Here is a 19,166-nt window from a genome sequence, read left to right as displayed (position 1 = left end):
CGACAGCCACTCACCAGCGGGAGCGGCTGTTATGCGTAAACCATGCGCAGAATAATTCGAGAACTCGCGAGTATAGACCTGAAGCCGGGCCGGGTCAACAAACTTGCTGACCGGGCACCGCGACAGCGGCGGAAGAATGTGTAAACCCGAAGTGATTGTCGTGATAACGACACAACCAGTGTACGCCGGATTTCATCCATTGTGCAGAGGGAATAGCGTTACCTGTAGCAAAAAACGGATAATAGCGGACTTCGCCCCTGCCCTTGCCGCCCAGGCACGCTTCGATGTCATTTCTGCTACGCCCGCGCAACCTGTACGTCGCGCTCACTTATCTGCTGTTCTCCTGCGTGCCCTACGTGGCGCCACTGTACGGTACGCCGCTCGCGCATCCGGGCCAGGTGGCCGGCCTCGAACTGCTGGCCTGGCTCGGCGTGTGGTCCGTGTTCAAGCGTCCCGCTTATTTCCACTGGCTGCTGCTGCCCGCCTTCCTGGGCCTGCCCATCGAGCTTTATTTATATGCGTTCTACGGCCAGGGCATTTCCACGCACCACCTCGGCATCATCGCGGAGACGAGCCCGGCCGAGGCAATGGAATTCCTCGGCAACAAGGTCTGGCTGCTGATCGGCGTGCTCATCGGCATGCTCGCGTGGTTCGTCACGAGCTGGATCGCGGCCTGGCGCACGCGCGACCTCGACTGGGCCGACGTCTCCCGTCCCGTCGTGCTGGCCGTGCTGGCGCTCGTGGCCGCCGTGTTCGGCTACGGCCTCAAATACGGCGTCGCCCCTCCGCTGGCGGGCGCCGCGGCCCCGGCCGCAGCCGGCGTGCGGCTGGTCAAGGCGCAGCCGGTGCCGTCCGACAGCGTCGAGGCCGCCAGCGAAGAGACCGCCCCGCCGCACCCATCCAGCATTCCCCGCCCCGCCTCGCTGCCGCCGCTGGCGCACTGGATGCAGTTGCCGTTCGACCTGGACACGTTTTCCCATTCCTGGCCGTTCGGGCTGGCCGCGCGCGGCGTCGATTTTTACAAGGAACGGGTCTATCTGGCGGACCTCAACCGGAGAAGCGCCAATTTCCACTTCCACGCCCACCTGGCCGAGCCGAACGACGCGCCGCAGATCGTCGTGATGGTGATCGGCGAGTCGTCGCGCTACGACCGCTGGAGCATCAACGGCTACGACCGCGACACGAATCCGCTGCTGTCGCAGGAAGCCAACCTCGTCCCGCTGCGCGACGTGATCACGTCGGTGTCCGCCACGCGGCTGTCGGTGCCCGTCATCATCTCGCGCAAGCCGGCCACGCAAAGCCTCAAGGATGGGTTCTCGGAAAAATCCTTCCTGACCGCCTTCAAGGAAGCGGGCTATAAAACGTTCTGGCTGTCGAACCAGATCTCGTTCGGCAAGTTCGACACGCCCGTGTCCGTGTTCGCCAAGGAAGCGGACGTCATCGACTTCCTGAACCTGGGCGGCTTCACGGACAATTCGAATTACGACGAGGTGCTGTTCGGCCCGCTGAAACACGCCGTGGCCGACCCGGCGCCGAAAAAACTGATCGTGCTGCACACGCTGGGCAGCCACTGGAACTACAGCCACCGCTATCCCAAGCAGTTCGACAAATGGCTGCCGTCGCTGTACGGCGTCGACAAGCCGGCGTACACGGACATCCGGATCAAGCAGCAGCTGAACAACAGCTACGACAGCTCGATCCTGTACACGGACTGGTTCCTCGACCACGTGATCGGCACGCTGAAGGACGCCAACCAGCCGGCCGCCATGGTGTACGTGGCCGACCACGGCCAGACCCTGTACGACGGCAGCTGCCGCCTCGCCTTCCACGGCCACAACACGCAATACGAATTCCACGTCCCCGCGTTCGCCTGGTATTCGGACGCGTACGCGGAACGCTTCCCGGACAAGGTCACGCAACTGCGCCGCCACCGCAAGGCGAAGCTCGCGACGGAAAACATGTTCCACACCCTGCTCGACCTGGGCGACGTGCGCTACCCGGACGAACATCTGGACTGGAGCTTCGTGAACGCCGCGTTCAAGCAGCACAAGCGCTACGTCGACAGCTATGGCTGGACCGACTACGACAACGCCACCATCAAGGGCGATTGCCACGAAGTGATCGCGAAGGGCAAGCCGCTTCCGCGCGACTGATGCGCCCCCTCAAACCGGGGTCAGAGCCCGATTTTGAGCAATTTCCAAAAATCGGGCTCTGACCCCGGCCATGCTGACCCCGGCCATGCTCCCAGACTACGGGGCGAGCAGCTCGGCCCCCGCGTCGCTGCGGCGCTGCCGCGCCAGCCAGGCCGCCACCTGTTCGGCCTTGCGCTGGACGGCGGCGTCGAAGCCATGCTCGGCCAGCAGCGCGACGCCGTTCGTGCGATCCAGCACGCCGGGTTCCATCGTCAACCCGTCGGCGCCGCGCACGATGCGCCACGGCGCCAGCGCATGCGCCAGCACGGCGGCCAGCACGAGGTTGTGCGACGAGACGACCACCAGCGCGTGCCGGGCCAGTTCGTCGACGACGGCCGCCGCGGCCGATACGGATTCCTCGTGATTCGTGCCGCGGAAGATTTCGTCGACGAGGCAGAAGACGGATCGCTCGCCGCGCGCGCGCACGAGCAGCGCCCGCGCACGCGCCAGCTCGGCGACATATAAACTCCGGCCGCCGAGCAGCGAATCCTCGTTCTGCATGCTGGCGACTACCGGCAGCGGCGGCAGGCCGGCGCTGCGCGCATAACAAAAGCCGAACGCGCGCGCGACCACGAGGTTCAAGCCGAGCATGCGCAGGAACGTGCTCTTGCCGACGCCGTTCTGGCCCGACAGGAACGCGCCCTTGCCGTCCAGCGCCACCGACAATCCCCGCGCCTCGTCGAGCAGCGGATGCGCCCCGCCGTCCAGCGCCAGCGTGCGTGCGCCCGTCCGCGTGGCCCAGCACCACGTGCAGCGCTCGCGCAGGTGGCGCGCCAGCGCGACGTCGGCTTCCAGTCCGGCGCACAGCAAGTAGCATTCGCGCAGAAAATCGCGCTGGCCGAACACGAGACCAAGGGTGCTGTAGTAATGGCGCACGTCGGCCGCCGCGAACCAGTCCGCGTAGTCGCGCGCGCCCGGCACGCCGGACGCGGCCAGCAGCGAGCGGTCGAGCGATCGGCTCAGGCGCCCGGCCGGCGCGCCGCGGCCCGTGAACGGGGCGGCCAGCGCGCCGCCGCTGCCGTCCAGCAGCGAGCAGGCGCGCAACAGCACCTGCAGCGCGCGCAGCGTGCGCGTCCAGCGGCCGATGCGGTCCTGGTGGCGCATGTGCACCATGACGAGGACGTACATCGCGACGCCGACGCCGACCCAGCCCCACGGCGACACGAGCAGCGCGGCCGCGATCGACGCCATCAGCAGCACCGGCAACCAGAGCAGCGCGCCGACCCAGCGCGGACGCGCCGGCTGCGCGTCCGCGAACAGCAGCATGGCCACGTCGATGTCCGCATGGCGCAGGCAGGCCAGTGTGTGCCGCAGGGTGTCCAGCTGCGCAGGATCGTCCAGCAGCGCCTCGATGCGTGCGCGCCGCGCCGCCACCGCCGCGTCATCCGCGCCGCCGCGCAGATCGCGCTCGAGCACCTGGCGGCCGAAGATGCTCGTGCCCGGCGCGAGCATCTCCATGTAGCGCGGCAGCAGCAGGTCGCGCCAGGTCGCGTCGTCGATGGTATCCGCGGCGTCGGGCGGCACGGCCGCGCGCAACGCCGCCACCTCGTCCGGCGTGAACGGCTGGTCGCCCGGGTCGGGCTCGGGCGGCGCCATGAGCCGCGCGCCGCGCGACACCAGCGGACGCAATGCGTCACACAGACGAGACAAAAAAGGAGGCATGCAGGACTTTCCACGGCGTCGCCGTATCATTGTTAGCAAGAAACTGTGGCCGCTTTCCAGAATATCAAGACCGTCCGCACTGTCCGGCCAGGCCGCGCGCGGACAACTGCGGACGCCACCGTATCCGGCGCGCACCCAATGAAATCAACGGGTTAGCGTCTGGCACGGATCGTGCAAATACGACACTGTCCACAACCCGTGTCCACATCATGATCCGCGATACATCACAACAAGACGCCGCCATCGCCCCGCCGCCAGGTTACAAACTGAAGCGCCGCGCGCTCTGGGTCGGCAGCGCCGTCATCGTGGCCGCCCTGTGCGCCGGCCTCGTGTCCACCTGGCGCGGCAGCGAGGCGTCCGTCAGCGCATCGCGCCTGCGCATCGCCGAGGTCACGCGCGGCACGCTCGTGCGCGACGCATCCGTCAACGGCCGCGTCGTCGCCGCCGTCAGTCCGACGCTGTACGCCAAGGCGCCGTCCACCGTCAACCTGAAGGTCGCCGCCGGCGACACGGTGAAAAAGGGGCAAGTGCTGGCCGTGCTGGAATCGCCCGACCTCACGGACGTGCTGAAACGCGAGACGTCCGCCTACGAGGGCCTGAAGGCCGAGGTGGCGCGCCAGGGCATCCTGTCGCGCAAGCAGAAGCTGCTGGCGCAGAAGGACGCGGACACCGCCGAGATCGACCGCCTGTCCGCCCAGCGCACGCTGGAACGCTACGACAGCGTGGGCCAGTTGGGCGTCATCGCCAAGATCGATTACCAGAAGGCGAAGGACGCGCTGCAGTCGGCCCAGATCCGCGCCAGGCACGCGGCGGAGGCGTCCGTGCTGGAAGGCGAGGACGTCGCGCTCGCGCTCAAGACCAAGATGAACGACCTGGAACGGGCGCGCCTGTCGATGGAAGAGGCGCAGCGCCGCGTCGACGAACTGACGGTGCGCGCGCCGGTCGACGGCTTCATCGGCACCTTGAACGTGCAGGACCGCATGGTCGTCGCGGCGAACGCGCCGCTGATGACGCTCGTCGACCTGTCGAAACTCGAGGTCGAGGTCGAGGTGCCGGAGACGTATGCGGCCGACCTGGGCCTGGGCATGAACGCCGAGGTCACCCTGCCCTCCGGCACCGCGACGGGCAAGCTGTCGGCGCTGTCGCCGGAAGTCGTCAAGAGCATGGTGCTGGCGCGCGTGCGCTTCGACGGCGCGCAGCCCAAGGGCCTGCGCCAGAGCCAGCGCGTGACGGCGCGCCTGCTCATCGAGGAAAAGCCGAACGTGCTGATGGTGCCGCGCGGCCCGTTCGTCGAAAGCGAGGGCGGACGCTATGCCTACGTCGTGCGCGACGGGATCGCCACGCGCACGCCGATCCGCATGGGCGCCACGAGCATCTCGGCCGTCGAAATCCTCTCCGGCCTGAAGCAGGGCGACAAGGTCGTCGTCGCCGGCACCGACACGTTCAACAACGCACAACGCATCTCGATCAATCAATAACGAATCCAAAGGACCCGCCATGCTGCGCATGACCAATCTCTCCAAGGTATATCGCACCCACATGATCGAGACGCACGCGCTGCGCGGCTTCGAGATCGAAGTCAAGGAAGGCGAATTCGTCACCGTCACCGGCCCGTCCGGGTCGGGCAAGACGAGCTTCCTCAACATCGCCGGCCTGCTCGAGGAATTCACGGCGGGCGAATACATCCTCGACGGCGTCAACGTGAAGGGCCTGGACGACAACGCCCGCTCGCGCCTGCGCAACGAAAAGCTGGGCTTCATCTTCCAGGGCTTTAACCTGATCCCCGACCTGAACCTGTTCGACAACGTCGACGTCCCGCTGCGCTACCGCGGCTTCAACGCGAGCGAGCGCAAGAGACGCATCGAGGACGCGCTGGCCAAGGTCGGCCTGGCTTCGCGCATGAAGCATTATCCGGCCGAGCTGTCCGGCGGCCAGCAGCAGCGCGTGGCGATCGCGCGCGCGCTGGCCGGTTCGCCCAAGCTGCTGCTGGCGGACGAACCGACCGGCAACCTCGATACCCAGATGGCGCGCGGCGTGATGGAACTGCTGGAAGAAATCAACGCGGCCGGCACGACGATCCTGATGGTCACGCACGATCCGGAACTGGCCGTGCGCACCACGCGCAACGTGCACATCATCGACGGCCAGGTGTCGGACCTCGTGCGCCGCGGCCCGACGCTCGTCGACAGCCAGGCCACGACGGTCACCGCATAAGGAGCGCGCCATGTTCGGCTATTACTTCAGGCTTGGCGTGCGCAGCCTGCGCCGCAACCCCGCCCTCACGGCGCTGATGATCCTCACGCTGGCCGTGGGCGTCGCGGCCAGCGTGTCGACGCTGACGATCCTGCACATGATGTCGAGCGACCCGATCCCGCAAAAGAGCAGCCGCCTGTTCGTGCCGCTGCTCGACCCGGGCCAGGCCGACGACTACACGCCGGGCGACGAACCGATCGACATCCAGATCACGTACCAGGACGCGCAGAACATGCTGAAAAGCGGCCAGGGCGTGCGCCGCACGGCGCTGTACGGGCTGCAGGCGCCGGTGCAGCCGCCGCGTACCGACATCGCGCCGTTCAACATGACGGGCCTCGCGCCCACGCGCGACTTCTTCGCCATGCTCGACGTGCCGTTCATCCACGGCCAGGCCTGGACGGAACAGGACGATGCGCGCGGCGCCGACGTCGTCGTGCTCAGCCGCGACATCGCCGAAAAACTGTATGGCAGCGCCGATCCGGTGGGCAAGCGCCTCACCTTGCTGGGCGCCCCGTTCACCGTGGTGGGCGTGACCGACAAGTGGATGGCGCTGCCGCGCTTCTACCGCCTGGCCGGCGGGGTGCGCTACGGCGACGGCGAGGAATTCTTCATCCCGCTCGCCACCGCCATCCGCCACGAGGTCACGCACAACGGCAACATGAGCTGCTCGAGCAATTCGGGCGCGGGTTTCGCCGCCCGCCTCACCTCCGAATGCACGTGGATCACGGCGTGGTTCGAGACCGCGGCAGCAAGCGACCGCGCCGACCTGCAGACGTGGCTCGACAACTACGCGGCCGAGCAGCGCAAGCTGGGGCGCCTGAAACGCAACGCGCCGAACCGCCTGTTCAACGTGCCGGAATGGCTGGAGTACACGAAGGTCGTCGGCAAGGACAGCAAGCTGCAGACCTGGCTCGCCTTCGGTTTCCTCGTGCTGTGCCTCGTGAACACGGTCGGCCTGCTGCTGGCGAAGTTCTCCGTGCGCGCCTCCGAGATCGGCGTGCGGCGCGCGCTGGGCGCCTCGCGCGCCGAGATCTTCCGCCAGTTCCTCATCGAGACGGGCGTCGTGGGCCTCGTCGGCGGCCTGCTCGGGCTCGTGCTGGCCTTCGGCGCGCTGGCCCTCATCGCCATGCAGGGCAAGCAGACGGCCGCGGTGGCGCACATGGATTGGCAGATGCTGATCCTCACGTTCCTGATGTCGGTCGGCGCCGCCATCCTCGCGGGCCTGCTGCCGACCTGGCGCGCGTGCCAGGTCACGCCGGCCATCCAGCTCAAATCGCAGTAAGGAGAACCGCCATGGAAATCCGCCCCATCGTTTCCGCGCTGTTGCGCAACAAGACCGGCCCGATCCTCGTCGCGCTGCAGGTCGCACTGAGCCTGGCGATCCTGTCCAACGCCGCCCACATCGTCAACGAACGCCGCGCCGTCGCCGCGCGCCCATCCGGCCTGGCGGACGAACATTCGACGTTCTACATCTCGGTGCGCACCCTGTCGAACGACACGCCCGAACAGGAGCTGGCCACCATCAAGCGCGATACCGCGCTGCTGCGCGCCGTGCCCGGCGTGGCCTCGGTCGCGCACACGACCCAGATGCCGATGGGCCGCAGCGGCAGCAACACGAGCGTGGCCGTCGACCGCCGCCAGACCCGCGCCAGCGCCATCGCATCGACCTATTTTTCGGGCGATTCGCTCGTCAAGACGTATGGCCTGAAGCTGGTCGAAGGCCGCGACTTCCTGCCCGCGGAACTCGTCGACGTCAACCAGGACACGAGCACCGAGGCGCCGCCGCAGGTCATCGTCACCAAGGCGCTGGCCGAGAAGATGTGGCCGGGCCAGTCCGCGGTCGGCAAGACGATGTTCTTCGGCACCGGCACCGATGCCCAGCCGGCGCAGGTGGTCGGCGTCGTCGAGACGCTGATGAGCACCCAGGCCGAGGTCGGCGAATCCGGCATGTATTCCGTCATCAGCCCGGCGCGCCTGTACGGCGGTGGGCCGGTCGAGCTGTACGCGATCCGCGCCGAGCCGGGCCAGCGCGACCGCGTGATGAAGGAAGTCGAGGAAGCCCTGCGCAAGTCGTCGGCCACGCCGATGATCACGAAAATGAAGACGTCCGACGAAGACCGCAAGGAGCGCTACCGCGCCGACGTCGCGCTGCAGTGGATGCTGATCACGGTGGGCGTGCTGCTCCTCCTGATCACGGCCAGCGGCATCGTCGGCATGGCCAGCCTGTGGGTCACGCAGCGCCGCAAGCAGATCGGCGTGCGCCGCGCGCTGGGCGCCCGGAAGACCGACGTCCTGCGCTACTTCATCCTTGAAAACTTCATGATCACGAGCGCCGGCGTGTTCGGCGGCGTGGCGCTGGGTCTCGCGTTGAACCAGCTCCTCGTGAGCAAGCTGGAGATGGCGCGCCTGCCGGCCGGCTACCTCGTGTTCGGCGCCCTCGGCTTCTGGCTGCTGGGCGTGCTGGCGGCCTACGGCCCGGCGTGGCGCGCGGCCGGCATTTCGCCGGCGACGGCCACCCGCAGCGTCTGACCCGGCAGTGATATGCTAGCGGGCATGCCTACCGTATTGATCATCGATGACAACGCCGCCGTCGGCATCGCACTCGACGTCCTGTTCTCGCTGCACGACATCGCCGCGCTGCGTGCCGCCTCGCCCGAGGAGGGCCTCGCCATTCTCGCGCGCGAGCCGGTCGACCTGGTCATCCAGGACATGAACTTCACGGCCGACACCACGTCGGGCGAGGAAGGCGTGGCGCTGTTCCGGGAGATCCGCGCGCGGCATCCGGACCTGCCCGTGATCCTGCTGACGGCGTGGACGCACCTGGACGCGGCCGTCGACCTGATCAAGGCGGGCGCCGCCGACTATCTGTCCAAGCCGTGGAACGACGACCGCCTGCTGGCGACCGTGACGAACCTGATCGAGCTGGGACAGGCCAACCGCGCCCTGGGCCAGCGCCTGCAGCGCGAACGCCGCGCGCGGCGCGAACTGGAACAGAACTTCGACCTGCGCGGCCTGGTGTGGGCCGACCCGGCCACGGAACGCGTGCTGAGCCTCGCCTGCCAGGTGGCGCGCGCCGACGTGCCGATCCTGATCACGGGGCCGAACGGCACCGGCAAGGAACGCATCGCCGAGATCATCCAGGCCAACTCGATGGTCCGCGACGGCCCATTCGTCGTGCTGAACTGCGGCGCCCTCCCCTCCGAACTGATCGAAGCGGAACTGTTCGGCGCCGACGCCGGCGCGTACACGGGCGCGTCGAAGGCGCGCGAGGGCAAGTTCGAGGCGGCCGACGGCGGCACGCTGTTCCTCGACGAGATCGGCAACCTGCCGCTGGCCGGGCAGATGAAGCTCCTGCGCGTGCTGGAGACGGGACGCTTCGAGCGCCTCGGTTCCAACCGCGAGCGCCAGGTGCAGGTGCGCGTGATCAGCGCGACGAACGCCGACCTGGGTGCCATGATCCGCGCCGGCACCTTTCGCGAAGATCTGTACTACCGCCTGAACGTCATCGAACTGAAGCTGCCGGCGCTGGCCGCGCGCCCCGGCGACATCCTGCCGCTGGCGCACGGCTTTCTCGCGCGCGGCAAGAACCTGCACCCGGGTGCGGAAGCCGCGCTGCTGGCCCACGCCTGGCCGGGCAATGTGCGCGAGCTGAAAAACGTGATGGCGCGCGCGAACCTGCTGGCCCAGGGCGACACGATCAAGGCGGCCGACCTCGGCCTGCCGCTGCCGGCGGGCGGCATGCCCGATGCGGAGCCGGACCGCGACGCCATCATCCAGGCGCTGGCGCGCGCCGGCGGCGTGATCGCGCAGGCGGCCGCCGAACTCGGGCTGTCGCGCCAGGCGCTGTACCGGCGCATGGAGCGGCTGGGTATCGCACGCGCGGCATGAAATTCCGGCTGTCCCTCGTCACGCGCTGGTCGGCCCTCGTCGCCACCTTGCTGGCGGTCGGGATCCTGATCGCGCTGGCGCTCGACCACCTGCTGCCGGGCCGGCCGCTGGCCGTGCTGGGCATCTGCCTGCTGTGCGTCGTCCCCATCTCGATCATCACCCTGCGCTCGCAGATTCAACCGATCCTGTCGCTGTTCCGCGCCCTCGAAGGGACCGTGGCCAGCTACCGCGACGGCGATTTTTCGTTCAGCCTGCACTGGCCTCAGAACGACGAACTGTCGGACCTCATCGCCGCCCACAACGCGCTCGGCGAAGTCCTGCGCGAACAGCGCCTGGACCTCGTGCAGCGCGAGCTGTTGCTCGACACGATGGTGCAGAACACGCCCGTCGCCATGCTGCTCGTGACGGAACCGCCCGGCGCGTCCGAGCGCAACGCGCGCGTGATCGTCTACGCCAACGTGGCCGCGCGCCAGCTGCTGTTCGCGGGCCACAAGCTGGAAGGCCACGCGCTGCACGAGGTGCTGGCGCAAACGCCGGCGCTCGTCGAAGCGCTGGCGCGCGGCGGCGACGGCCTGTTCACGGCCGGCGACGGCGAAGAGGAAGAGGTGTATCACCTGGCGCGCCGCAACTTCAGCCTGAACGGCCGCCGCCACGAACTGCTGCTGCTGCGCCAGCTGACGGCCGAACTGCGGCGCCAGGAAGTGCAGACCTGGAAAAAAGTCATCCGCGTCATCAGCCACGAATTGAACAATTCGCTGGCCCCGCTCGCGTCGCTCGCCCATTCCGGCACGGAGCTCGTGCGGCGCGGCCAGACCGAGCGCCTGCCGCAGATCCTGCAAACCATCGGCGAGCGCACGCGCCACCTGGAGAGTTTCATTCTCGGCTATGCCCGTTTCGCCAAGCTGCCGGCGCCCCGGCTCGACACCATTCCCTGGGCCGACGTCGTCGCCGGGCTGGTGGAGCAGGTCGAGTTCCGGATCAAGGGCGACCTGCCCGAATCGCCGGCCCGCATCGATCGCGCGCAGATGGAACAGGCCCTGCTCAACCTCCTCAAGAATGCCCACGAATCCGGCTCGCGCCCGGAAGACGTCGAACTGCACGTGCGGCGCGTGCAGGACGTGGTCCGCATCGACGTGCTCGATCGCGGCAGCGGCATGAACGACGCCGTGCTGACCAACGCCCTGGTCCCGTTCTACTCCACCAAGCGCAGCGGCACGGGCCTGGGCCTGGCGCTGGCGCGCGAAATCGCCGAAGCCCACGGCGGCCGCATCACGCTCGGCAACCGCGACGGCGGCGGCCTGGCCGTCACCCTGATCCTCCCCGCCTGAAGTCGACACTTCGGGGTCAGAGCCCGGTTTTGGGCAATTTCCCGCCGAAGCGCACGATCGTGCGATACTCCGGGTTTCGTCGACTTTGGAGTATTCGAAGGATGATGCGACTTCCCTTGTTTTGCATGACCGCGCTGGCGCTGGCCGGCTGCGTCCAGTCCCCGGCCACGCGCACGGCCGCCGCGCAGCCGCAGCCGCCGCAACAGCAGCAGCCGGGCCAGGACTGCGCGCCTCCCGTCTATCCGCCCGCGGCGCTGCAGGCGCGCATGAGCGGCGTGTCGATGATGGCCTTCCTCGTCGGCAGCGACGGCACCGTGCGCGAATCGCGCCTGCTCAAGTCGAGCGGTTACGCCATCCTCGACCAGGCCGCCGAAGCCGCGCTCCGGCTGTGCCGCTTCAAGCCCGCGCTGAAGAACGGCCACACGGTCGCGGCGTGGCAACCCGTCCAATACGCCTGGTCGCTGCCGTAATGTCGAACGCCAGGGATCCCCGCTTTTCCCGGCCCGGCCATCCGCCGGCCACCATCACCGAGTTCGAGGGCGTGCGCTCGCTGCACCTCGGCACCTCGTGGGTGCAGGGCGCGATGCGCCTGGCGCGGCCGGATGCGATCGAGCTCGAATACGTGCAGATGATGATGATGTGGATGCTGTTCCTGCCGGACCCGCGCCGCATCGTGCAGCTGGGCCTCGGCAGCGCCGCGCTGACCAAGTTCTGCCACCAGCGCTTTGCGCAGGCGCGCGTGACGGCCGTCGAACTGAATCCGAACGTGATCGCCATCTGCCGCGAGCATTTCGGCCTGCCGCCCGACGGCGACCGCCTGGACGTGCGCGAGATGGACGCCCTCGACTTCGTGCTGGACCCTGCCAACCACGGCACGGTCGACGTGCTGCAGGTCGACCTGTACGACGAGGAAGCGCGCGGTCCCGTGCTCGACACCCCCGAGTTCTACGCGGCCTGCGCCGCCTGCCTCAAGATCGGGGGCATCATGACCGCCAACGTGTTCGGCGATTTTTCCAACTACGACAAGAACCTGGAGGCGATGGAGGACGCGTTCGACGCCGTCGTCTGGCTGCCCGAGGTCCACGACGCCAACATCGTCGTCATCGCCTTCAAGGACGCGCCGCAGATCGATTTCGCCGTGCTGTACGAGCGCGCCGGCGACATCAAGCGGCGCTACAACCTGCCGGCCAAGAACTGGGTCAACGGGTTGAAGGAGTGGATGCGCGATCACCAGGGCTGAGCGCCGGCGCCGGCGCCGGCATCGCCTCGTGCCACCACGCGCCGCCCTCCTGCGGCTGCAGCAGCGACAGGCGTTCGCCCATCAGCGGCGTCGCCACCTGCACGCCGGCCGCGCGCGCGAGGCCGCGGATACGCTCGAACGGTTCGTACCACGGATGCAGCGCCAGGTCGAAGGTGCCGTTATGGACCGGCACCATCCAGCGCCCGCGCAGGTCGAGGTGGGCCTGCAGCGTCTGTTCCGGCAGCATGTGCACTTCCGGCCACATCGTGTTGTACGCGCCGTTCTCGAGGAACGTCACGTCGAACGGGCCAAAGCGCTCGCCGATGGTCCTGAAATCGTCGTGATAGCCCGTGTCGCCGCTGAAGAACAGGCGCAGGCCGCCCGCCTCGATCACCCACGACACCCACAACGTGCGGTCGCCGTCGCGCAGGCCCCGGCCCGAGAAATGCCGCGACGGCGCGGCCGTCAGGCGCATGCCGTCGACTTCCGTCGTCTGCCACCAGTCGAGCTGGCGCACCTTCGCGCGGTCGGCGCCCCAGCCGACGATGCGGTCGCCCACGCCGAGCGGCGCGACGAACAGATCGGTCCTGGGTATCAAGCGCACGATGCTGTCGTGGTCCAGGTGGTCGTAATGGTCGTGCGACAGGATCACGCCGGCGAGCCGCGGCAGCGCCTCGATGCCGATCGGCGGCGCGTGGAAGCGCTTCGGCCCCGCCCATTGCACCGGCGCCGCGCGCTCGGAAAACACGGGGTCCGTGAGCCAGTAGCGGCCATCCAGCTTGAACAGCATGGTCGAATGGCCCAGGCGCCACAGGCTCGCGTCGGGCGCGGACTCGATGTCGGCCGTCGTCAGCGTGCGTACGGGCAGCGCCTGGTCCGGCACCGCCGTCTTCGGCTTCGCGGTCGCGAGCTTCCAGATCAGGGACAGCATCTCGGCGATGCCTTGCCGGCGGCGCGGCACGACGTTGCGGAAACGGCCATCGGGGAGACGGGGCGCGGCGGTGGCGGCAGGGAGTTCGGACATGGCGGTGGCGGTTCGTTGGATCGACGATCGATCATCGCACGTTCCGGACAAACGTGCCGGGGTGGTCGGACTTATCGATCCCCCGCAACCAGAACGTCGCCCCCGCGCAGGCGGGGGCCCAAATTTAATGTGCGTTACGGCGACGCTGGTTGAAATTGGGTTCCCGCCTGCGCGGGAACGACGGGCGTTAATGCGGAAACGACGGACTTTGTCGCCGGAACGGAGGACTTTATTGCGGGGCGCTGCGCCGTCAGTCACATCGCCCTAGCGCCGCTCCCGCCACCACAGCCCGAGCATCGCCAGCGCGAACGCGACGCCGAACGGCCACACGGGCAGCGGCCGCGCGCCCGCCTTGCGCGCCACCGGCGTGCGCGCCGCGTAGTGCGCGGTCGCGGTGCGGCGCTCGCTGCGCTGCCACAGCGGCCAGTCGCCCGGCGCGTACACATAGATTTGCCCCTCGCTCGCATGCGCCCGCAGGTGCAGCCAGCCGCTGGCCGCCGGCCACACGGCCACGCAGGACGCGTCCACCCGCTCCGGGCGGCGCTGCCAGGACAGCGTCTGCTTCAGCGCCGCCACGGTCACCTCCCCGCTCACACCGCGCGCGCACACGGCCAGGCGCTGATGCGGCAACGGCATCTCGTCCGGCGCCAGCCAGGCGACGTCCGCGCGGCGCTGCACGCGCAGGCGGTCGAATATCCCCTGCCACCACAGCGCCAGCTGGCGCGGCTGCGCGATCGCGTAGCGGTGCCAGTCGCCCACGCCCAGCCAGGCGATGCGGCCGTGCTTCCAGTCGCGCGTCCACAGGCCGTCCGCACCGGACCAGTCGCCGGCGCGCTCCGCGTCCGGATTCAGCCCGGCCGATGCCATCGGCAGCGCCGTCCCGAGCGTCCGGTTGGCCGGCTGCGGCGCCAGCGGCAGTTGCAGGCTGTTCGTCCACACCGCGGCGTCACGGGCGTTCGTGCCCAGCACGAGCAGCGGCGTGCCATCCGCAACGCGCGCCAGCAGCGCGCCGCGGGCGGCGGCGCCGGCCTGTTCGAACCAGGCCGCGTCCACGATTTCCAGGTCCGGCGCCGCCATGTCCGCACGGGCCGTCTCGGCACGTTCGACACCCTTGCCCAGCGCGACCTGCCAGTCGATGACGGCCTGGCTGTGCGCGAGCAGGTCGTCCAGCACGCGCAGGTCGAACGATGGCGCGCCGAACCGGCCGCGCACCCGCAGCGGCGCCGGCGCCGTCACCGTGAACGGCACCGGACCTTCGTCGACGACCTTGCCGGCCGCGTCCAGCAGGCGCGCCTTCAGCACCAGCCGTTCGGCCACGGGCGGCAGCCATTGCACGGAAAGGTCGCCGGCGTCCTTCGCTTCCGCGAGCACCTGGCCGTTCGCCATCGACAGTTGCAGGCGCCCGGGCGCCGCCCACGAGCGGTGCACGGTCAGCGTGAACACGCGGCCCAGCGCGAGCGTAGATGGGAAGTCGAGGCCGATGGCCGGCGTGTCCGGTCGTTGCCAATCGAGCGGCCTGGCCGGCAGATCGTCCCATTCGGCCGCGCGCAGGCCGTCGCCGGACAGGCGCAACGTGCGCACGCCGGCATCGACGGGCACGGTGAATTCGCCGACGGTGCCCGCCAGCGCCACGCCGGCGGCCAGCGCCAGCGCGGCGTCGATCCAGCGCCGGCGCGCGGCATACGCCAGCGCGGCCAGCAGGCCGATGACGGCAGCGGCAACGGCAGTCGTCATCGACCGTCTCCCTTCAACGCCTGCACGAACGGCGTCTCGACGACGGGCCGCGCCTGCAGCAGCACGGGCGCATCCGCCACCCCGCCGCGCAGCCACGCCGCCAACGGGGCGCGCGCGGCCGGCTTGCCGTCGGCCACGTCCTGGATCGCGCGCTGCGCCGCGAGCCGCTGCTCGTCGCCGCCGATGCGCGCGCGTACCCAGTCGTGCGCGGTGCGCGTCCACAGCGCGGGCAGCGGGCCGTCGCCGCCGAGCGCTTGCACGAGGCCGCGCACATTCTCCGGCACGATTTCGCCGGCCTCGGACTGGGCGCGTTGGTAGCTGGCGCTGCCCGCCATGTCGCCGCTCATGCGCTTGTCCTCCTTGATCGCCGGCGGGGCGAACGCCGTTTTATGCAGGTAGATGCGTTCCGCCTGCTGCAATTCCTTGATCGCGTCCAGCGCCTTGTACTCGGGCGGCAGCGCCGTCTTCGGCGTGATGGCGCGCAGCGCCTTTTCCGCATCCCACATCGCGGACAGCGCGCGGCGCAGCAGCTTTTTCGTCGCGTCGTCGAACAGGGTTGCGTTCTCGGCCTGGTCGTGCGCATGGCCGAATTCGCGCAGCACGTCGACCTTGCCGCCGTGTGCCCCGTGCTCGTCGTGGTCGTCGTCCTTGCCAAACAGCGTGGACTCCTCGCCAAGGAACTGGCCGTAGCGGCGGCGCAGCGCGGCCTGGTCGGACGCGATGCCTTCGCTGCGCTCGCGCACCTCGTCCGCTCGCAACTTTTTGACGCGCAGGTCCGCCACCAGCTGCTCGGTGTCGATGATCACCTGGCGCTGGCTGCGCAGGCTTTCCGACTTGACGAGCGTGGGCAGCGCCGTCGTCTCGTCGTCCTGCGCCGACGGCGGCACGGGCAGGCGCAGCGTGTACGTGGGCGACTGCACCATGTGCGGCTTGGCCGCGTTGTCGCCGGCGCGCACAAAGAAATACAACTCGTCGCCCGGCTCCATGCCGAGCTCCGTCAGCAGCCAGTTCCTGCTCCAGCTGCGCCGGCGCGGATCGCTCGACGCGGGCAGCGGCAGTTCGCGGTCGCTGAAGCGGATGTTCTCGCCGCTGCCGCGCGCGAGGGTCAGGTGCAGGGTTGCCTGGCGGACGCGGTAGTCGTCGGTGACGGTCACCGCGACGGCCGCGTTCTGCGCATCGCGCGGCAGATCCTTCGTCATCCCGTTCGGCTGCGTGACGGCGATTTCCGGTGGCTGGTCCGGGATCACCTTGAGCGTATAGCGCGTGCCGCGCCAGCGCCAGAAGATGGATTCCGTCGCCGTCCAGCGCGCGCATGCTCCGGCCGCGTGCAGCGTCTGGCCGTCACTGAGTTCGATCGTTTCGCCCGCCGCCCGCGGATCGTCGAGGCACCATTCGACGGCCGTCTGTTCCGGCACCTGTACATCCTGCGGGGCGGACGACGACGGCGCCATGCCCGTGTACGCCGGCGGGGCCAGTTTGACGACCAGCCCCGCGTGCGGCGCGGGCGCGGGCGCATGGCGGCCGGCGGCGCGGACCGCGGCGGCTTGCGTGCCGGCCGCATGCGGCAGCAGCGCGGCGCCCCACGCCAGCCCGGCCAGTAACAGGTTCGCGCCCAGCCACGGCAGGCCGAGGGAAATGCGTTCCGCGGCGATGGCACGCAGCCGGCGCGGCGTCAGCGCGGCATCGATGCGGGCGATGAGGCGCCGCCGCTGCAGTTGCGCGACGGCCCCTGCCGGTTCCTGCGCCAGCAGCGCGGCGCTGTCTTCCATCTCCGGCACCGCGCCGTCGATCCAGTTCGCCCAGCCGTGCGCCACGCGGCGCTGCAGGTGCAGTCCGTCCCAGGCGCAGAACGCGGACCAGGCCAGCAGGCCGGGACCGGAGCGCAGCAGCAGCCACGGCACGGCGCCCACTGTCCACAAGGCGGCCCGGCGCAGCATGGCGGCACGCGCCAGGCGCCGCGCGAGGTCAAGGTCGCCGGGCATGGGTCACACTCCTCTCCAGGGCAAAGAGCACGACGAGCGCGAGGCCCAGCCAGCGGCGCAGCGCGCCGGATGCCGCGTTGGCCGAACCTGCGTCCGGCGCGGCGGCATCCGCAACGAGCACCTGCGCCGGCGCCGTGTACGGCAGCGGCCCCACGTGCAGGCGCTGCCATGCGGCGAACAGGGCGCGCGCGCCGTCCGGATCGCGCGGCGGCCAGCCGAAAGCCTGCCACAGGCGGCCGCGCGGGCTGTCGGCCCAGCGCATGCCGTCAATGTTCGCGGCCCCGGCCAGTTCGGGAAACGCGTCCGCATCCGCTACCCACCACAGCGGCGCACGCAGGCCGGCGGGCGGCGCGTCCGGACGATCCCAGACGATGACGTCCGTGCGCGGCCCCGGCACGGCATCGACGACGACATGCCACGATCCTTCCGCCGCCGCGAACAGCCGGCGCCACGCATCCGGACGCTCGCTGAATACCGCGACGTGCCGCTCGGCCGGCGGTGCCTGCATCGAGGAAGTGCGCAGCAGGACGGCGTGGCGGAAGCGCGGCAGCACGGCCGGCATGACGGCGTCGCCCACGACGAGCAGCCGCGCGCGCGGTGCGAATTCGCGCTCGTGCGCATGCAGCCACGCGGCGAAGTCGCGGTCGGGCAGGTCGATACGCGGCGCATCCTTGAAGGCGGCGGCCTCGCGCGCGACGACGGCGGACGGCGTGCCCGGCACCACGAGCACCGTGTCGCCGCGCCACGCCAGCACGAGGTCGGCCAGCAGCGCGATCAGGGTCACGAGCAGCAGGCAGCGCAGCAGCAACAGGACCACGTCGTGCCAGCGCCACACGCGCTGCTGTTGCGGCGTTGCGTCCGGCAGGAAGCGCGCGGAGGCGAGCGGCGCCGTCTTCGTCTGCGCACGCTTCCGGCGGTGCCACAGGATGGGCAGCAGCACGACCGGCAGCGTCCACCACCAACTCGTCTGGATCATGCCGCCCGCACTCCCGCCACGTGCGCGCGCAGCCAGGCACGCAGGACGTCACCCGGCGCCTGCTCGATGCACGCCTGGATCAGCGGCACGTCGTACCGGCGGCACTCCCGCGTCACGGCGTCGAAGTGGCCGGCGCGATTGCGCGCGTAGACGTCGCGGTCGAAACGGTGGACGGTGCCGCCGTGCTCGGGGTCGCGGTACGACGGCGCCGGATCGAACGCGGCATCCGCTTCCGCCTGCGTGTGCAGGCACAGGGCGCGCACGTCATGGCGCATGCGGCGCAGGCGCAGCAGCGCGTCCGACAGCGCCGACGGCCAGTCGAGGAAATCGCTCGCGGCGCACACGACGCCGGGCGCGCGGCCGAAGCGCAGGCTGGCGCGCAAGGTGTCGGCGCCGGGCAGCACGCCGCCCGCCTCGACGCCGTTCAGGCGCGCCAGCACGCGCTGCAGCTGGCGCGGTCCGCGCGCGGCCGGCAGGAAGTCGGCGCGCTCGCCGTGGCACACGACGAGGCCGAACGCGTCGCCCTGGCGCTGGGCGACGGCGGCCACGCAGGCCAGCAGCACGCGCGCGTACTGCAGCTTCGTCAGCCCGTCGATGGCGCGGCTGGGCTCCGCCATCGACGCCGTCGCATCCAGCACGAGCCAAACGGCCACGTGGCTGTCGCGCTCGGCCTCGCGCACGAAGTACCGGTCGGCACGCGCCAGCAGTTTCCAGTCGACGCGGCGCCACTCGTCGCCGGGCACGTAGGCACGATACTCCGAGAACTCGACGCCGGCGCCGCGCTCCCGTCCCGCGTGGATACCGTGCCCGAGCCCCGCCAGCACATGGCGTACCACGAGGTCGAGGTTCGTCGTGTGCGCGATCAGCGCGGAACCGGCCAGCACGTT

Annotated in this window: 15 protein-coding genes; 9 read left to right on the top strand and 6 right to left on the bottom strand. The window is 69.7% G+C overall.

The annotated features are described in order from the left end of the window. The first annotated feature begins 284 nt into the window (after positions 1–284). A complete protein-coding gene (locus ACEN9Q_RS27485) occupies positions 285–2,153 on the top strand; it encodes a phosphoethanolamine transferase (RefSeq protein WP_495626704.1) in 1,869 nt (622 codons plus the stop codon). A 96-nt stretch (positions 2,154–2,249) separates the two neighbouring features. Here the strand turns inward: ACEN9Q_RS27485 and ACEN9Q_RS27480 are convergent, their stop codons facing one another. Continuing rightward, positions 2,250–3,854 (bottom strand): MutS-related protein, encoded by a 1,605-nt coding sequence (locus ACEN9Q_RS27480; protein WP_495626703.1) that lies wholly within the window; start codon positions 3,852–3,854, stop codon positions 2,250–2,252. A 209-nt stretch (positions 3,855–4,063) separates the two neighbouring features. Between ACEN9Q_RS27480 and ACEN9Q_RS27475 the strand changes: the two genes are divergently transcribed. From ACEN9Q_RS27475 to ACEN9Q_RS27440, 8 genes are all read left to right on the top strand, one after another. Beyond that, positions 4,064–5,332 carry an efflux RND transporter periplasmic adaptor subunit gene (locus ACEN9Q_RS27475; protein ID WP_495626702.1) on the top strand — a complete coding sequence of 423 codons (1,269 nt, stop codon included), beginning with the start codon at positions 4,064–4,066 and terminating at the stop codon, positions 5,330–5,332. A 19-nt stretch (positions 5,333–5,351) separates the two neighbouring features. Next, positions 5,352–6,068 carry an ABC transporter ATP-binding protein gene (locus tag ACEN9Q_RS27470; protein WP_056439852.1) on the top strand — a complete coding sequence of 239 codons (717 nt, stop codon included), beginning with the start codon at positions 5,352–5,354 and terminating at the stop codon, positions 6,066–6,068. A 10-nt stretch (positions 6,069–6,078) separates the two neighbouring features. After that, positions 6,079–7,389: an ABC transporter permease gene (locus ACEN9Q_RS27465; protein ID WP_056439849.1), complete on the top strand. Its 1,311-nt coding sequence runs from the start codon at positions 6,079–6,081 to the stop codon at positions 7,387–7,389. An 11-nt stretch (positions 7,390–7,400) separates the two neighbouring features. Then, a complete protein-coding gene (locus tag ACEN9Q_RS27460; protein WP_495626701.1) occupies positions 7,401–8,636 on the top strand; it encodes an ABC transporter permease in 1,236 nt (411 codons plus the stop codon). A 24-nt stretch (positions 8,637–8,660) separates the two neighbouring features. Further along, positions 8,661–9,995, top strand: a complete 1,335-nt coding sequence (locus ACEN9Q_RS27455) for a sigma-54-dependent transcriptional regulator (RefSeq protein ID WP_495626700.1) — start codon at positions 8,661–8,663, stop codon at positions 9,993–9,995. Beyond that, positions 9,992–11,323, top strand: a complete 1,332-nt coding sequence (locus ACEN9Q_RS27450; protein ID WP_495626699.1) for a sensor histidine kinase — start codon at positions 9,992–9,994, stop codon at positions 11,321–11,323. The genes ACEN9Q_RS27455 and ACEN9Q_RS27450 overlap by 4 nt, the downstream gene beginning before the upstream one ends. Before the next feature lie 101 nt (positions 11,324–11,424). After that, positions 11,425–11,793 (top strand): energy transducer TonB, encoded by a 369-nt coding sequence (locus ACEN9Q_RS27445; protein ID WP_082547850.1) that lies wholly within the window; start codon positions 11,425–11,427, stop codon positions 11,791–11,793. Then, positions 11,793–12,563: a spermine/spermidine synthase domain-containing protein gene (locus tag ACEN9Q_RS27440; RefSeq protein WP_056439831.1), complete on the top strand. Its 771-nt coding sequence runs from the start codon at positions 11,793–11,795 to the stop codon at positions 12,561–12,563. The genes ACEN9Q_RS27445 and ACEN9Q_RS27440 overlap by 1 nt, the downstream gene beginning before the upstream one ends. On the opposite strand, the gene ACEN9Q_RS27435 is transcribed toward ACEN9Q_RS27440, so the two are convergent. The 5 genes from ACEN9Q_RS27435 to ACEN9Q_RS27415 form a co-directional block, all read right to left on the bottom strand. Continuing rightward, positions 12,523–13,587: an MBL fold metallo-hydrolase gene (locus ACEN9Q_RS27435; RefSeq protein WP_495626698.1), complete on the bottom strand. Its 1,065-nt coding sequence runs from the start codon at positions 13,585–13,587 to the stop codon at positions 12,523–12,525. The two genes, ACEN9Q_RS27440 and ACEN9Q_RS27435, sit on opposite strands and share 41 nt — an antisense overlap. Before the next feature lie 264 nt (positions 13,588–13,851). Beyond that, a complete protein-coding gene (locus tag ACEN9Q_RS27430; RefSeq protein WP_495626697.1) occupies positions 13,852–15,321 on the bottom strand; it encodes a hypothetical protein in 1,470 nt (489 codons plus the stop codon). Continuing rightward, on the bottom strand, positions 15,318–17,303 hold the full coding sequence (locus ACEN9Q_RS27425; RefSeq protein WP_495626696.1) for a hypothetical protein: 1,986 nt from the start codon (positions 17,301–17,303) through the stop codon (positions 15,318–15,320). The genes ACEN9Q_RS27430 and ACEN9Q_RS27425 overlap by 4 nt, the downstream gene beginning before the upstream one ends. Next, the gene (locus tag ACEN9Q_RS27420; protein ID WP_495626695.1) at positions 17,287–18,279 is read right to left on the bottom strand and encodes a BatA domain-containing protein; all 993 of its coding nucleotides are present in this window, start codon (positions 18,277–18,279) and stop codon (positions 17,287–17,289) included. Before ACEN9Q_RS27420 ends, ACEN9Q_RS27425 begins: the two co-directional genes overlap by 17 nt. Further along, a complete protein-coding gene (locus ACEN9Q_RS27415) occupies positions 18,276–19,163 on the bottom strand; it encodes a DUF58 domain-containing protein (protein ID WP_495626694.1) in 888 nt (295 codons plus the stop codon). Before ACEN9Q_RS27415 ends, ACEN9Q_RS27420 begins: the two co-directional genes overlap by 4 nt. Between the last annotated feature and the right edge of the window lie 3 nt (positions 19,164–19,166).

The sequence above is a fragment of the Massilia sp. Masssp93 genome (assembly GCF_059491295.1).
Note: the sequence above shows the minus strand (reverse complement) of the source record. Positions and strands in the feature narration are given on the sequence as shown.

Excerpts from the sequence above, each read along its gene's own strand:
- ACEN9Q_RS27480 (WP_495626703.1), bottom strand. The coding sequence starts at position 3,854 with ATGCCTCCTTTTTTGTCTCGTCTGTGTGACGCATTGCGTCCGCTGGTG.
- ACEN9Q_RS27430 (WP_495626697.1), bottom strand. The coding sequence starts at position 15,321 with ATGACGACTGCCGTTGCCGCTGCCGTCATCGGCCTGCTGGCCGCGCTG.
- ACEN9Q_RS27485 (WP_495626704.1), top strand. The coding sequence starts at position 285 with ATGTCATTTCTGCTACGCCCGCGCAACCTGTACGTCGCGCTCACTTAT.
- ACEN9Q_RS27455 (WP_495626700.1), top strand. The coding sequence starts at position 8,661 with ATGCCTACCGTATTGATCATCGATGACAACGCCGCCGTCGGCATCGCA.
- ACEN9Q_RS27460 (WP_495626701.1), top strand. The coding sequence starts at position 7,401 with ATGGAAATCCGCCCCATCGTTTCCGCGCTGTTGCGCAACAAGACCGGC.
- ACEN9Q_RS27475 (WP_495626702.1), top strand. The coding sequence starts at position 4,064 with ATGATCCGCGATACATCACAACAAGACGCCGCCATCGCCCCGCCGCCA.
- ACEN9Q_RS27420 (WP_495626695.1), bottom strand. The coding sequence starts at position 18,279 with ATGATCCAGACGAGTTGGTGGTGGACGCTGCCGGTCGTGCTGCTGCCC.
- ACEN9Q_RS27435 (WP_495626698.1), bottom strand. The coding sequence starts at position 13,587 with ATGTCCGAACTCCCTGCCGCCACCGCCGCGCCCCGTCTCCCCGATGGC.
- ACEN9Q_RS27425 (WP_495626696.1), bottom strand. The coding sequence starts at position 17,303 with ATGCCCGGCGACCTTGACCTCGCGCGGCGCCTGGCGCGTGCCGCCATG.
- ACEN9Q_RS27465 (WP_056439849.1), top strand. The coding sequence starts at position 6,079 with ATGTTCGGCTATTACTTCAGGCTTGGCGTGCGCAGCCTGCGCCGCAAC.
- ACEN9Q_RS27470 (WP_056439852.1), top strand. The coding sequence starts at position 5,352 with ATGCTGCGCATGACCAATCTCTCCAAGGTATATCGCACCCACATGATC.
- ACEN9Q_RS27440 (WP_056439831.1), top strand. The coding sequence starts at position 11,793 with ATGTCGAACGCCAGGGATCCCCGCTTTTCCCGGCCCGGCCATCCGCCG.
- ACEN9Q_RS27450 (WP_495626699.1), top strand. The coding sequence starts at position 9,992 with ATGAAATTCCGGCTGTCCCTCGTCACGCGCTGGTCGGCCCTCGTCGCC.
- ACEN9Q_RS27445 (WP_082547850.1), top strand. The coding sequence starts at position 11,425 with ATGATGCGACTTCCCTTGTTTTGCATGACCGCGCTGGCGCTGGCCGGC.